The following is a 14,984-nucleotide window of genomic DNA, read 5'->3' on the forward strand; positions in this document are numbered from 1 at the left end:
GTCACGCACAAGCCAAACGATGAGCGCAAGCACGCCGATCATCGCGACGGCCGTATGACCGCCGCCGAACAGCACGAAGAGAACCAGGGATGCGACGAAAAGGATCGCATACCATTTGAGGGCGAAGCGGAGATAGATTCGCCCGACGGAGCGATCCCTGTTCACCTGACCACCCGATTGCCTGGCAGCGACGCCGACAGCACGAGAAAGAAAAGCGGAAAGAACACGAAGACCGCGACATAGGCCCAGAGGTGTCCGCCGCCGAGCGCGACTTGCAGGCCGCTATGTCCCGATGATTTTCGGTGCGCCAGGATCGCCCAGAATGCAAAGCAGAACAGCGGCATCGTGAGATACTTCCACTGCTCGCGCCAGTCGCGCAGGATGGTCACGAGGTCGCCAAGCAATGCAATCATGAACAGGGAAAACGTGACGGCATAGAGCGAGACCAGAGGCAGGAAGAGGTGCTCGAACCTCACTCGCGCGATTGCTTCAGCCGACATCGGGATGCCATCCGCAAACATGCTCCCGAACGGCGGGATTGCGAACAACCGCATGTCAAAGCCCATCGCCTGGCCAAGCCAGAACACGACGATCGCCATCAGGCCGATCGCCGACTGCGCGAGGAAGGCCCCGCTCGCGGTGCGCTGACACAGCGATCCCGAAAAGAAGATCCGCGACAGTCCGTAAAGCAGTTTCCTGCCACGGCCGTTCTGCGTTTCCAGCTCTGAAAGCCAGGCCGGGCCGTTCCCGCCGCCGAAGCGAAAGATGTCGGCCCGGACGCTACGCGATGGCGGCTGGGTCTCACCATCGAAAGCGCGCATGACCGCAAGCGCGGAAACACCGCCGGCCAGCGCCGTTGCGCACGCGGATGGACGTTAAAGCCAAGGACGAACGAGACGATACCGAACAGCGCCGCCATGCCCAATGCCGTGACGATCTTGAATTGCGTGCTGACCAACGAACCGCTCCACCTCAGGCAGGCTACAGCAGCAGCCGAAAGGCATCCGAAACAAGTTCGCTAAAACTTGAGTGATCAAGCGCCTTGCGCGCTGCGCAGCGTCGCGGGTGCCGCGTCGGCGGCGTTGTCGTCGAGATCGACTTGCGGCTTGTCCATCGCGACGACCACCTCGATACCGCGGCTATGGCAGATATTGGCGAGGCCTGCGGGGAGCGGTGAATCGGTCACGAAGGTCTGGATCTGGCTCATATGGGCGATCCGCACCGGCGCGCTGCGGCGCAGCTTGGTCGAGTCCGAGACCAGCATCACGTTGCGCGCATTGGCGATGATCGCCTGCGCGACCTGCACCTCGCGATAGTCGAAGTCGAGCAGCGCGCCCTCCTCGTCGATCGCGGATGCACCGATGATGGCGTAGTCGACCTTGAACTGGCCGATCAGCTGCGTCGCGGTGGAGCCGACCACGGCGCCGTCGGCGCGGCGCACCGTGCCGCCGGCCACCACCACCTCGATGCGCGGATGGCGGTACAGCAGCATCGCGACGTTGAGGTTGTTGGTGATGACCAGCAGATCTTCATGTGAGGTCAGCGCGCTCGCGACCTCTTCCGTGGTGGTGCCGATATTGATGAACAGCGAGCAGCCGTTCGGAATCCGTGCCGCCGCGGCCGCGCCGATCGCCTTCTTCTCCTCGGCGGCGACGAAGCGGCGCGCCTCGTAAGCGAGGTTCTCGACGCCCGAGGCGATGATCGCGCCGCCATGGATGCGGGTCAGCGACCGCTGGTCGCAGAGATCGTTGAGGTCCTTGCGGATGGTCTGCGCCGACACCTCGAATCGCTTGGCGAGGTCTTCGACCATGACCCGGCCGAACGCGCGCGCGATGTTGAGGATTTCAGTCTGGCGATGGGAGAGTCCGGCCACGGCGGCCCCCTTGAAACGGCGAGTCGCCCATGGTGCGACCGTTCGGCACGGAGGTCAACGTGCAGTGCCGGGTCAGGGAAGGCCTGGGCGAAGGTGGACGCTTCGCCCAGGCCACGCGCAATGACGCGAAGGCGCGTTCTACGACGCCATCTGCATGGATTGACCGGTGAGCAGCCGGCGCGCCGCGCGCTCGGCCTCGCGGGCATTGCGGAAGATCTGGCCTTCAAGGCGGTCGAAAAGGTGCGATGCAGCAAAGAACTGATATCCACGCGCATCGCGCACCACGATACCCGCCGTCTGCGAACTCACTTCGATCACGTAACTGTCGGACATTGTCAGCCTCGGTTTGACTCCGGCCCGACAACGGAGTCGCTGACTGTTTGTTCCTCGATTATTTGCGCGGCGAAGCGCAATAAACTCCGGGTTTTTGCAATCAAATCACGCTCCGGACTCAGTTTCGACGCGTTTCCTTTCCCACCGAATCAGCGGCACTGGCGCGCGAAAGATGTCAGGTTTCGATCGTCGCACCGTCGCGCTGGATCGGCTGCGGATGGCCCTGCTCGTCGATCGAGACATAGGTGAAATTGCCGTCGGTCACGAGGATCGACTGCTGCTCGCGGCGGCGCAGCACCCAAGCCTCGAGATGCACCGTGATCGAGGTGCGGCCGATCCGCACCAGATTGGCGTGGACGGAGACGAGATCGCCGACATTGACCGCCTTGCGGAAGTTCATCGCGTCGATCGCGACCGTCACGGTGCGCGACTTCGCCGCCTTGGAAGCGAACACGCCGCCACCGAGATCCATCTGGCTGAGCAGCCAGCCGCCGAAGATGTCGCCATTGGCATTGGTGTCGGCTGGCATCGCCAGCGTGCGGATGCAGAGATCGCCCTTCGGCTCGATCTCGCTGCTGAGCGGCGCGTGAGCGTGGGCGTCGGTCACTTGCGAGTCGGTCACTTGCGGATCGCTCACTTGAATGCCTCCCAGCCGGGATCCGGCGCAAATCGTCCGCCGAACTTGCGCATCAAGGCCTGCATGGCCGACACCACATTGTCGACGCCGCGGCTGCGCGCATAGTTGAGCGGGCCGCCGCGGAACGGGGCATAGCCGGTGCCGAAGATCATCGCGCCGTCGACCATGTCGGGATTGTCGACGATGCCTTCGCGCAAGGCGGCAACGCAGACATTCGAGATCGGCAGCACCAGGCGGTCGATCATCTCATCGGTGACCCGGGGACCGGTCTCCGGCAGCGGCGCCTTTTCCGCCTTGCCGTCCTTCCAGGTATAGAAGCCCTTGCCGGTCTTGCGGCCGAGCTCGCCTTTGACGACTTTTTCGCGCAACCATGCAGGCGTCGGCGGCAGGGTGTCGCCGAACTTCGAGCGCAGCATGTCGCCGACATCGAGGCAGATATCGAGGCCGACCTGGTCGGCGAGTTCGATCGGCCCCATCGGCATGCCGAACTCGACGGCGGCCGCGTCGATCAGGCGCTGGTCGGTCTTCTCGTCCAGCATCATCATCGCTTCCAGCATGTAGGGCGTCAGCGCGCGGTTGACGAGGAAGCCGGGCGAACTCTTCACCGGCAGCGGCAGGCGGTCGATGGCGCCGACGAAAGCGAGCGCCTCCTTGAGCATCGTGGCATCGGTGTCGTCATGGCTGACGACCTCGACGAGTTGCAGCCGCGACACCGGGTTGAAGAAGTGCAGGCCGAGCAGCCGCTCCGGCCGTGCCAGCGTGGTGCGCAGATCCTGCAGCGGGATGCTCGACGTATTGGTGGCGAGGATCGCGCCCGGCTTCAGCTTCGGCTCGAGGCCGGCATAGACCTTCTGCTTCAGCTCGAGCTTTTCCGGCACTGCCTCGATGATCAGATCGGCATTGCGGACGCCCTCGCCGTCCATGTCGGGAATCAGCCGGTCCAGCGCGTCGCGCTGGTCGATCCGCTTGCGCATGATCTTGCCGAACAGCTCCGACGCCCGCTTCATCGCGCCCGCGATCGGCTCGGCCTTCATGTCGGCGAGCGTCACGCGCATGTCCTGGTTGGCGCACCACGCCGCGATATCGCCGCCCATCGCGCCGGCGCCGATGACGTGGACGTGCGCAACCTTGTTGCCGCTGCCGGCGAGCTTCTTCATCTGCTCGCGCAGGAAGAACACGCGGATCAGATTCTGCGCGGTCGGCATCACCATCAGATTAGCGAACGAGGCCTTCTCCGCATTCAGCATCGCCGAGCGGTTGCCGGCGTACTTCTCCCACAGATCGATCAGCGCATAGGGCGCCGGGTAATGCTTGCGTGGTGCCGCCTTCTCGGCCTCGCTGCGCATCCGCGAGGCGAGGAAACCACGCGCCGCGCCGAGATTGAGGAGCGAGTTGAGCGCGCCCGGCCTGGCGCGCTTCAGCCGGCCGAACACCGCGTCCTTCACCGCGTTGCGGACATGGCGCTCCTGGGTGACGGCGTCGACCAGGCCGAGCGACTTGGCGCGGCGCGCGTCGATCGTCTTGCCGGTCAGCATCAAGGTCATGGCCTGCATCGGGTTGACCAGCTCGGTGAAGCGCACGGTGCCGCCAAGACCGGGATGCAGGCCGAGCATCACCTCGGGGAAACCGAACCTGGCATCGTCGATCGCGATCCGCATCTGGCAGGCCAGCGCGACCTCGAGGCCGCCGCCGAGGCAGAAGCCGTGGATGACGGCGACCGACGGCACGCGCAGCGCCTCGAGCCGGTCGATCACCGCATGGGCGCGGCCGATCGCGGTCTCGACCGCGCTGGAATCGCTGGCGCCGCGAAACTCATTGACGTCGGCGCCGGCGATGAAGCCGCTTGGCTTGGCCGAGCGCACCACGAGACCGGTCGGCCGCTGGTTCTCCAGCGCCGCGACGATGGCATCGAGCTCCTCGAGCAGATCGGCCGACAGCGTGTTGGCGCTGGCGCCGGCGCGATCGAACAACAGCCAGGCGATGCCATCCTCGTCGCGGGTCAGCTTGAAATTCTTATAGGGGCTGTCGGCGGCAGGCTTCGGCCCGAGTTCGAGCACGCGGCCGGCGAGAACGTCCATGATCCGTGAATCCATGATCACACCGTCTCTATCAACATCGCGCCGCCCTGCCCGCCACCGATGCATTCGGTGGCAACGCCGCGCCTGGTGCCGAGCCGCTTCATCGCATTGACCAGATGCAGCACGATGCGGTTGCCGCTGGTGCCGACCGGATGGCCGAGGCTGATCGCGCCGCCGTCGACGTTGAGCTTCGCGCGGTCGATCTCGCCGGCCGCGCCGTCGAGTCCGAGAATCTCGCGGCAGAATGTCTCGTCGTTCCACGCCGCGAGGCAGCCGAGCACCTGCGTGGCAAAGGCCTCGTTGAGCTCCCAGGTCTCGACATCCTGCAAGGTCAGGCTGTTGCGCTTGAGCAGCGCGCTCGCCGAGAGCACCGGGCCGAGGCCCATGATTGAGGGATCGAGCGCCGACCACTGGCTATCGAGGATGACGGCCTTCGGCGTCAGCCCGTGCTTGGCCACCGCCTTCTCAGACGCCAGGATCACCCAGGAAGCGCCGTCGGTGATCTGCGAGGAATTGCCGGCGGTGACCTGGCCCCACGGACGCTCGAACACCGGCTTCAGCTTTGCCAGGGTGTCGGGCGTCGAGTCCGGGCGGACGCCGTCGTCGTGGTCGTAGAACTTGCCGTCGCGGGAGAACGCGGTCTCGACCTCGCCCTTGAGAAAGCCCTGCTGCTGCGCGTTGGCCAGCCGCTGATGGCTCTCGGCAGCATATGCATCGGACTGGGCGCGGGTGATGCCGAAGAGATGGCCGACCTTCTCGGCGGTCTGCCCCATGTTGAGCTCGGTGATCGGGTCGGTCAGCCCGCGCTCGAGGCCGATGATCGGCTTGAAGTAGCTCGGCTTCACCTTCAGCGCCGCGGCGATCTTGGCGCCGAGCCCCTTGGCGCCGGCGAAGCCGGCAAACCAGCGCACGCCGGAATTGGGCCAGACCAGCGGCGCGTGGCTCAAGGCTTCGGCACCGCCGGCGAGGATCAGGTCGGAGATGCCCTCGCGGATGTAACGATAGCCGGTATCGATCGACTGCATGCCAGAGCCGCAATTGATCTGCATCGTGAAGGCGACCATCTGCTCGCCCATGCCGAGCCTAAGCGCCGCAACGCGTGCCGGGTTCATCTCGTCGGCGATCACGTTGACGCAGCCGAGGATGACCTGGTCGAAGGCGGTGGGCGCGAAAGGCTGCCGCGCCAGCAGCGGCCGGCCGCATTGCACGGCAAGATCGACCGGGGTGAACGGGCCGGGACCGGAGCGCGCCTTCAGGAACGGCGTCCGGCTGCCGTCGACGATAAAGACTGGTCGCGCCATCAGCTCGCCGCCCTCTGCTCACCAAGCTCCTGGAAGAACTGATGCACGTCGGCGGATTTCTTGTAAATCGGGGACAGCGCCTCCGGCGCAAAATCATCGACCTCGATGACTTTGGCGACGGCCTCGTGGGCAGCGGCAAGCTTCTCGCCGTCGGCCTCGGTGATGACGCCTTTCTTGACCGCCTCCTTCCAGTCATGCAGGCGCGCCGCGCGCAGCTGCTTGGCGGCATCCTCGGCCTCGGTGACGAGGCGGAAAGCCTTCTCCAGCCTTGCGATGCCGCCGTCATCCTCGACAAAAGCGAGGTCCGGCGTCAGGCGGTCACGCGCCGCGGAGGGCGACAGCACGAGCTGCGCGCATTGCTGCACGACGCGGTCCGTCGGGCCGGTGACGCGCGCGCCGAACGGCTGGATCAGGAATTTCAGCAGCCAAGCCACCGGACGGTTCGGCAGATTGGCGAAGATTTCCGCAAAGCGGTTCTCGATGGTCTTGAAGCCGGACGCCATGCACCATTGGAGCGCGGGAAGATCCTCCTGCTGCCGGCCCTCGTCCTGCCAGCGCTTGAGCGCAGCGGAGAGCAAATACAGCTCGGACAGGATGTCGCCGAAGCGCGCGGAGAGCATTTCCTTGCGCTTCAGCGCGCCGCCGAGGGTGAGCAGCGCCATGTCGGCGCACAGCGCGAACGCCGACGAATAGCGCGACAGCTGGCGATAGAACTCGGTGGCATCGCCGGCATCCGGCGCCGGCGCGAACAGGCCAAAACTCCAGTTGCGGCCCCAGGCGCGGAACATGGTCGCGAAGCTGTGGCCGACATGCTTCCAGAACGCGGTGTCGAACGCGGTCAGGCCCTTGTCGCGGTCGGTCTCGCCGAGCGCATTCATCTCCTGCAACAGATAGGGATGCGCGCGGATCGCGCCTTGCCCGAACACGATCAGATTGCGGGTCAGGATGTTGGCGCCCTCGACCGTGATGCCGACCGGCACCGAGCGGTAGAGCCCGCCGAGATAATTCTGCGGCCCGTCGATCACGGCCTTGCCGCCATGGATGTCCATGGCGTCGTCGATCGCGATCCGCATCCGCTCGGTGGCGTGCAGCTTCATGATCCCGGAGATGACGGCGGGATGATGCCCCCCATTCAGCGCGGCGCAGGTCAGCCGGCGCGCGGCGTCGAGCAGATAGGCCGTGCCGGCGATACGCGCGAGCGGTTCCTCGATGCCCTCGAATTTCGAGATCGAGATGCCGAACTGCTCGCGGATGCGGGCATAGGCGCCGGTGGTGCGCGCGGCATAGGCAGCGCCGGCGGCCGACAGCGACGGCAGCGAGATGCCGCGGCCGGCGGCGAGCGCCGTCATCAGCATCTTCCAGCCTTGGCCGAGCCGTGCCTCGCCGCCGATGATGTAGTCGAGCGGGATGAAGACGTCGCGGCCCCAGTTCGGGCCGTTCTGGAACACCTGCATCGCCGGCAGATGGCGGTGGCCGATCGAGACGCCGGGCAGATGGGTCGGGATCAGCGCGACGGTGATGCCGAGTTCTTCCTCGGTGCCGACCAGGTGATCGGGATCATAGGCCTTGAACGCAAGGCCGAGCAGCGTCGCGACCGGGCCGAGCGTGATGTAGCGCTTGTGCCAGTTGAGCCTCAAGCCCAGCACCTCGCGGCCTTCGAAATTGCCCTTGCAGATGATGCCGGTGTCGATCATCGAGGCGGCGTCGGAGCCGGCCTCCGGGCTGGTCAGGCCGAAGCATGGAATGTCCTGGCCGGAGGCGAGGCGCGGCAGCCATTTGTCCTGTTGCTCCCTGGTGCCGAACCGCATCAAGAGTTCGCCGGGCCCGAGGGAGTTCGGCACCATCACCGTGACGGCCGCGGTCAGCGAGCGCGATGAGATCTTGCGCACCACTTCGGAATGCGCATAGGGCGAGAAGCCGAGGCCGCCGAATTCCTTCGGGATGATCATGCCGAAGAATTTTTTGGCCTTGATGAAAGCCCAGACCTCGGGCGGCAGATCGCGCCATTCCCAGTTGATCTTCCACTCGTCGAGCATCCTGCAGAGCTCGTCGACCGGTCCGTGCAGGAAGGCCTGCTCTTCGTCAGTCAATCTGGCCGGCGCGAACGCCAGCAGCTTCGACCAGTCGGGATTGCCGGTGAAGAGATCGGCGTCCCACCAGACGTCGCCGGCTTCCAGCGCCTCGCGCTCGGTGTCCGACATCGTCGGCAGCACGCCACGCCGCCCAGGAGAAGATCGGTTTTGTCAAATAGTCGCGGCGGAAGCTCATGGCGGATCCCTCATGAAACGGCGGCGCGGATGGGTGATCTTATCGGAAAGTGCCGTTCACCGGTGAACACTTCGCTTCGCAGATAAAGCGAAATTGACGCGGCCCAGGCGCCATTTTGTTAACGGCACGCCGCGGGTTCAGTTCCGAAAGCTGAGCTGCGACAATCAGGTAGCTGGGGACGGCGCGGAGCCGTCCGATCCGCGCGAGGTTGGCCGAGTGGGGGCGGCAGCGGAAGTTCACCTCTCCCTTGGGAGAGGTCGGCGCGCAGCGCCGGGTGAGGGGTTGCGGTCTCTCCTTGGAGCGGCTCCCCCTTACCCGATTTGCTGCGCAAATCGACCTCTCTCCGCCGTGGAGAGGTGAAGTGAAACCGAGATCAGGCCGGCCCCGCTCCCTGGGTTGCGGTATAGACCGCGTAGAGCGACTGGCTTGCGGCCATGAACAGGCGGTTGCGCTTGGGACCGCCGAAGGTGATGTTGCCGCAGACCTCGGGCAACCGGATGCGGCCGAGCAGCTTGCCTTCCGGCGACCACACCGTCACGCCGCTGTAACCGACCGCGCGACCGGCATTGCTCGAGCACCAGACATTGCCGTTGACGTCGCAGCGGATGCCGTCCGGTCCGCACTTCACGCCGTCGATCGTGAAATCGCTGAACCGGTTGCCGTTGGAAAGCTTGTTGTCGGCGCCGACATCGAACACGAAGACGTCGCCCTTGCCGCCGGGGCCGCTATCGCCCGGTCCCTTGCCGGTCGAGACCACGTAGAGCTTCTTGTAGTCCGGCGAGAAGCAGAGGCCGTTCGGATCCGGCACCTGGTCCTCGCCGACCACGAGATCGACACGGCCGGAAGGATCGATGCGATAGCAATTGGTGGGCAGCTCGCGCTTGGCCGGCGCGAAGCCCGCCGGCTGCCCGATCCGGGGATTGAGCTTGCCGGCCGGATTGCCCGGGCCGCCTGCGGCGTCGGGTTCGCCCTCATAGAGCTGCCCGCCATAGGGCGGATCGGTGAACCAGTAGCTGCCGTCGGGATGCGCGACGACGTCGTTCGGCGAGTTCAGCCGCTTGCCCTGATAGTTGTCTGCGAGCACGGTCGCGGTGCCGTCATTCTCGTAGCGCGTCACGCGGCGGGTGAGATGCTCGCAGGACAGCTGGCGGCCTTGGAAGTCGAACGAATTGCCGTTCGAGTAGTTCGACGGCATGCGGAAGACGCTGACATGGCCGTCATCCTCCGACCAGCGCATCTGCCGGTTGTTCGGAATGTCGCTCCACAACAGATAACGGCCCTGCGAACTCCAAGCCGGGCCTTCCGCCCACAACAGGCCGGTATGGAGGCGCTTGATCGAGGTGTTGGGCTGGGCAAGGTCATTGAAGGACGGATCGACCGCGATGATGTCGGGGTCCCAGAAATAGGTGGTCGGCGCACCGCGCGGACTGAAGTCGCGCGGCGGGCTGGTGATCGTCGTCGGCGGCCCGACCGGCGCGGGCGCGTTCTGAGCCAGCGCACTGCCGATGCCCGCGACGGCGGCGGCGGAAACCGCCAACCCCTGAACCAGCGTGCGTCGTGAAACATTCGGATCGCGTTGTTCTTCGTTAGGATCGCGCCGCGATTGGCGTGTCATCGCATCCTCCCACTCTGTTGGCCGGCCGTTGATCCGGCCTGGCGGGTGGAGGTTAGACTGCTCTCGGAGAGGTTGCGAGTGACGGTTTTTCATCCCCGCGCGCGGAAATTTCACATTGTTGTGGTGCGGGCCGTCGTTGCGGAGCGACGTCTCTTACCTCGCCCCGCTTGCGGGGAGAGGTCGGATTGCATCGCAAGATGCGATCCGGGTGAGGGGGGTACAGGTCTCACGACGATCATAACCGATGGAAGCAGCCCCTCACCCTACCCTCTACCCGTGAAGAACGGGGAGAGGGAGGATAGAGCAGCACTCAATCCGGCCGGATCATCTCGAACATGTTTTCCGGCTTGATCTCGAAGTAGTCGCCGCGGCGGCCGGCGCGGACGATCGGGTGCGCGAGACCGGTCTGGTAGACGCCGTCCTTGATGAAGGCCTTGTCGATGTGGACGGCCACGACCTCGCCGAGCGTCAGCCACGCCTCGGCCTTCTTGCCGTCGGCACCCTGGAGCTGGACGATCTGGCTCACCTTGCATTCGAACGACACCGGGCTTTCGGCGACCCGCGGCACGTTGACGAGCTTGCCGGCGACCGGCGTGAGCCCCGCGAGCTTGAACTCGTCGACATCACGCGCGACATGCGCCGCCGTCGCGTTCATGTGCTTGGCGAGATCCATCGTCGCCAGATTCCAGACGAACTCGCCGGTGTCCTGGATGTTGGCGACGCTGTCCTTCCAGTTGGTGGAGGAGAAGCCGATGATCGGTGGCACATAGCAGAACGCGTTGAAGAAGCTGTAGGGCGCGAGGTTGACGTTGCCGCCCTTGTCGCGCGAGGAGATCCAGCCGATCGGCCGCGGCGCCACGATGGCGTTGAACGGGTCGTGCTTCAGGCCGTGGCCGTTCTTCGGCTCGTAGAAATGCAGGTCCTTGGCGGTCACGGCTAGCCCCTCTCACGTAGCCCGGATGGAGCGCAGCGTAATCCGGGACGGTCTCGCAAGCGGAAGTGGCCCGGATTGCGCTGCGCTCCATCCGGGCTACAAACCCGATTTGCCTGCTATGCCGGAAGAGTCAACTGACGAAAATGTCAGCCCTGGCGCTCAATTGGTGCGGCCGCGCGGCGACAGGCCGGCGATCACGAAATCGATCATCTGATCGATGGTCGGCCCCGGCTTGGTGGCACATTGGGCGATCATCTGCGGGTGGAAGAACCGCATCATCGCGGTGCAGGCGCACAGCGACGCGAGTTGCAGGTCCGTGATCTCGAACTCCCCCGACGCCGCTCCTTGCGCGATCACCTCGCCGATAATGGAGGCGATACACTCCATATGGGCGACGCAGACGTCCCAGTCCTCCTGCATCGCGATCTCGACCATCTCGTGCAGCTTGGAGTCACCGACATAGCGTTCGGTGTTCATGCGATTGATAGTCGTCATCATCTGGCGCAAGCGCGGCGCCGCCGGCCCTTCCGAGCGGGCGATGCGCTGCGCCTCGATCTCGACCTCGCCCATCAGGCCGCGGGCCACGCTTTCGTGGATCGACTTCTTCGAATCGAAGAAGCGGTACACGTTGGCGGGGCTCATCCGCAGCTCTTTGGCGATGTCGGCGACCGTCGTCTTCTGATACCCGATCTGCCGGAACAAGCGCTCCGCCACCACAAGAATCCGCTCGCGGGTGTCGGTTTCGCTATGTTCCGAGATCAGTGTCATGTTGGCCTGCTCAATCTTCAATTATTCGGCCGCCTCAGCAAGCGGAAATGCGCGTTGCGCATCGCCGGCATGCTGCGGCGCAGTATCGATTTGCTCGGAGCCGCTTTCCTCGAGGGTCTTGCGGAACCAGAGGGCGTAAAGGCCCGGCAGATACAGCAAGGTCAGGAAAGTCGCAACAAACAAACCGCCCATGATGGTGATCGCCATCGGGCCCCAGAACGCCGAGCGCGACAGCGGGATCATGGCGAGGATGGCGGCCAGGGCCGTCAGCACCACCGGCCGGGCGCGCCGGACGGTGGCTTCGACGATCGCCTCGCGCCGGGTCAGGCCGGACGCCACGTCGCTCTCGATCTGGTCGACCAGGATCACGGCATTGCGCATGATCATGCCGGCGAGCGCGATCAGGCCGAGCAGCGCCACGAAGCCGAACGGCTGGTTGGCGACGTTGAGCCCCAGCGAGGCGCCGACGATGCCGAGCGGCGCGGTCAGGAACACCAGGAACAGGCGCGAGAAGCTCTGCAGCTGGATCATCAGCAGCGTCAGCATCACCATCACCATCACGGGGAAGAGGATGAAGATCGACGCATTGCCCTTGGCGGATTCCTCGAACGCCCCGCCCGGCTCGATCCGGTAAGCCGGCTCGAGATGGGCCTGGATGTCCTTCAGCTTCGGCGAGATCTGGTTGGTGACGTCGGGCGCCTGCACGCCGTCGACAACGTCGGAACGCACGGTGATCGCCATGTCGCGGTTGCGCCGCCACAGGATCGGCTCCTCATGCGCATATTCGATCTTGGCAATCTGCTGCAGCGGGACGGCGACGCCGTTGCGCGTGGTAATGGTGAGATCGCCGACGCGGCCGAGATCGAGCCGCTCGGACGGCACCGCGCGGGCGACCACGCCGACCTTCTCGATGCCGTCGCGGATCGTGGTGACCGGCGCGCCCGAGATCAGCATCGCCAGCGCCTGCGAGACGTCCTGCGGGGTCAGGCCGAGCGCGCGCGCCCGATCCTGGTCGACAGCGAGCTTCAGATAGGGCGACTGCTCGTTCCAGTCGAGCTGGACGTCCTTGACGTTCTTGTTCTGGCGCATGACGTCGCGGACCTGGTAGGCGATGTCGCGCACCTTGTTGGCATCGGGGCCGATCACGCGGAACTGGACCGGGAAGCCGACCGGCGGACCGAAATTGAAGCGATCGACCCGGACCCGCGCCTCGTTCAGCGCGCCGTCGGCGGCGGCCTGCTCGATCTTGGCCTTGACGCGCTCGCGCGCCTCGACGTTCTTGGCGAGGATCACGATCTCGGCAAAGGCCTCGTTCGGCAGCTGCGGGTTGAGGCCGAGCCAGAAGCGCGGCGAGCCCTGGCCGACATAGGCGGTGTAGGTCTGGATGTCGTCATCGCCCTTCAGCAGCCCTTCGGCCTGCTTCACCGCCTTCTCGGTGACGTTGAAGGCGGTGCCCTCGGGCAGACGCAGCTGCAGGAACAGCTCGGGCCGCTCCGACAGCGGGAAGAACTGCTGCTGGACGTGGCCGAACGCAACGATGGAGGCAACGAAGACGCCGACGGTCGCCGCCACCACCTTGATGCGGTGATCGACGCACCACTGCACGACGCTGCGCAGGCCGCGATACATCCGCGTCTCGTAGATCGCGTGCGGATCGTGGTTCTGGTGCACCTTGATGTTGGGCAACAGCTTGACGCCGATATAGGGCGTGAAGATCACCGCGACGAACCAGGAGGCGACCAGCGAGATCGCCACGATCCAGAAGATGCCGCCGGCATATTCGCCGACCGCCGAATTGGCAAAGCCGATGGGGAGGAAGCCAGCGGCCGTGACCAGCGTTCCCGTGAGCATCGGAAACGCGGTGGATTCCCAGGCAAAGGACGCCGCCTTCATGCGGTCCCAGCCCTGCTCCATCTTCACCACCATCATCTCGACCGCGATGATGGCGTCGTCGACCAAGAGGCCGAGCGCAATGATCAGCGCGCCGAGCGTGATGCGGTGCAGGTCGAGCGACATTGCGTTCATCACGATGAATACGATGCCGAGCACCAGCGGCACCGACAGCGCGACCACGATGCCGGTGCGCCAGCCGAGCGCGACAAAGGAGACGAACAGCACAATCGCGAGCGCCTCGACAAAGGAGTGTACGAACTCGCCGACGGCGTGCTCGACCACCTTGGGCTGGTCGGCGATCTGCTGGATATCGACGCCCTGCGGCACCGCCTTCAGGAACTCGGCGGTCGCCTTCTGGACCTCCTTGCCGAGCTCGAGGATGTTGGCGCCCTTGGCGGTGACGACGCCGATGCCGAGCGCCGGCTTGCCTTCCTGACGCACTTTGAAGCTTGGCGGATCGACATAGCCGTGGCTCACGGTCGCGATATCGCCGAGCCGGAACACGCGGCCGTTGCTCTCGACCGGCGTTTCGGCAACCGCCTTGACGCCGTCAAGCGCGCCGGTGACGCGCAGCGGCACGCGCTGCGATGAGCTCTCGACGGTGCCGGCCGGGGTGACGTTGTTCTGCTTGGCGAGCGAGTCGAACAGCGCCTGCGGCGTGATGCCGAGCGTCGCCAGCTTGGCATGCGAGAACTCGACGAAAATGCGCTCGTCCTGGGTGCCGTAGAGATCGATCTTGGTGACACCGGGCACCTTCAGCAGGCGCTGGCGAAAACCCTCCGCGACCTTCTTGAGCTGCGCATAATTGGCGCCGTCCCCGGTCATCATATAGAGAATCGAATCGACGTCGGAGAATTCGTCGTTGACGACGGGACCGAGGATGCCGGAGGGCAACTCGCCCTGCACATCGACCAGCTTCTTGCGCAGGAGATAGAAGAGATAGGGCACGTCCTTCGGCGAGGTCGAATCCTTGAAGGAGACCTGCATCGCCGTGAACCCCGGCTTGGAATAGGTCTGCACCTTGTCGAAGAACGGCAGCTCCTGCAGCTTCTTCTCGATCGGATCGGCGACCTGCATCTGCATTTCCTGCGAGGTCGCGCCCGGCCACATCACCGAGACGTTCACCACCTTGACGGTGAAGAACGGGTCCTCGGCGCGGCCGAGCTTCTCGTAGGAGAAGAAGCCGGCGGCGGCGAGGATGATCATCAGGAACAGGACCAGCGTCGGATGGCTGACCGCCCAGGCTGAAAGGTTGAAGCGCTTCATCGAACTCTCCAGGTCCCA

The 14,984-nt window shown here is 65.0% G+C and carries 10 protein-coding genes and 1 pseudogene; all 11 read right to left on the reverse strand.

The annotated features are described in order from the left end of the window. Positions 1 to 161 precede the first annotated feature (161 nt). Positions 162 to 821 (reverse strand): hypothetical protein, encoded by a 660-nt coding sequence (locus ACVWY5_RS30250; protein WP_028333218.1) that lies wholly within the window; start codon positions 819 to 821, stop codon positions 162 to 164. A 212-nt stretch (positions 822 to 1,033) separates the two neighbouring features. Beyond that, positions 1,034 to 1,873, reverse strand: a complete 840-nt coding sequence (locus ACVWY5_RS30255) for a DeoR/GlpR family DNA-binding transcription regulator (RefSeq protein ID WP_028333219.1) — start codon at positions 1,871 to 1,873, stop codon at positions 1,034 to 1,036. A gap of 138 nt (positions 1,874 to 2,011) precedes the next feature. Continuing rightward, the gene (locus tag ACVWY5_RS30260; RefSeq protein WP_016846235.1) at positions 2,012 to 2,206 is read right to left on the reverse strand and encodes a hypothetical protein; all 195 of its coding nucleotides are present in this window, start codon (positions 2,204 to 2,206) and stop codon (positions 2,012 to 2,014) included. 175 nt (positions 2,207 to 2,381) lie between these two features. Next, on the reverse strand, positions 2,382 to 2,813 hold the full coding sequence (locus tag ACVWY5_RS30265) for an acyl-CoA thioesterase (protein WP_283090571.1): 432 nt from the start codon (positions 2,811 to 2,813) through the stop codon (positions 2,382 to 2,384). A 26-nt stretch (positions 2,814 to 2,839) separates the two neighbouring features. Next, positions 2,840 to 4,936 carry a 3-hydroxyacyl-CoA dehydrogenase NAD-binding domain-containing protein gene (locus ACVWY5_RS30270; RefSeq protein ID WP_028333221.1) on the reverse strand — a complete coding sequence of 699 codons (2,097 nt, stop codon included), beginning with the start codon at positions 4,934 to 4,936 and terminating at the stop codon, positions 2,840 to 2,842. Between the two features lie 2 nt (positions 4,937 to 4,938). After that, on the reverse strand, positions 4,939 to 6,222 hold the full coding sequence (locus ACVWY5_RS30275) for an acetyl-CoA C-acetyltransferase (RefSeq protein ID WP_028333222.1): 1,284 nt from the start codon (positions 6,220 to 6,222) through the stop codon (positions 4,939 to 4,941). Next, positions 6,222 to 8,490: pseudogene (locus ACVWY5_RS30280) on the reverse strand (acyl-CoA dehydrogenase). Before ACVWY5_RS30280 ends, ACVWY5_RS30275 begins: the two are co-directional and overlap by 1 nt. Positions 8,491 to 8,863: 373 nt before the next feature. Further along, entirely contained in the window at positions 8,864 to 10,105 is a 1,242-nt protein-coding gene (locus ACVWY5_RS30285; protein WP_028333224.1) for an SMP-30/gluconolactonase/LRE family protein, read from the reverse strand. A 310-nt stretch (positions 10,106 to 10,415) separates the two neighbouring features. Next, positions 10,416 to 11,039 (reverse strand): flavin reductase family protein, encoded by a 624-nt coding sequence (locus ACVWY5_RS30290; RefSeq protein WP_028333225.1) that lies wholly within the window; start codon positions 11,037 to 11,039, stop codon positions 10,416 to 10,418. Between the two features lie 159 nt (positions 11,040 to 11,198). Further along, positions 11,199 to 11,807 carry a TetR/AcrR family transcriptional regulator gene (locus ACVWY5_RS30295; RefSeq protein WP_028333226.1) on the reverse strand — a complete coding sequence of 203 codons (609 nt, stop codon included), beginning with the start codon at positions 11,805 to 11,807 and terminating at the stop codon, positions 11,199 to 11,201. A gap of 21 nt (positions 11,808 to 11,828) precedes the next feature. After that, the gene (locus tag ACVWY5_RS30300; RefSeq protein ID WP_028333227.1) at positions 11,829 to 14,966 is read right to left on the reverse strand and encodes an efflux RND transporter permease subunit; all 3,138 of its coding nucleotides are present in this window, start codon (positions 14,964 to 14,966) and stop codon (positions 11,829 to 11,831) included. Positions 14,967 to 14,984: the final 18 nt, after the last annotated feature.

This window comes from Bradyrhizobium sp. USDA 3256 (genome assembly GCF_054058275.1).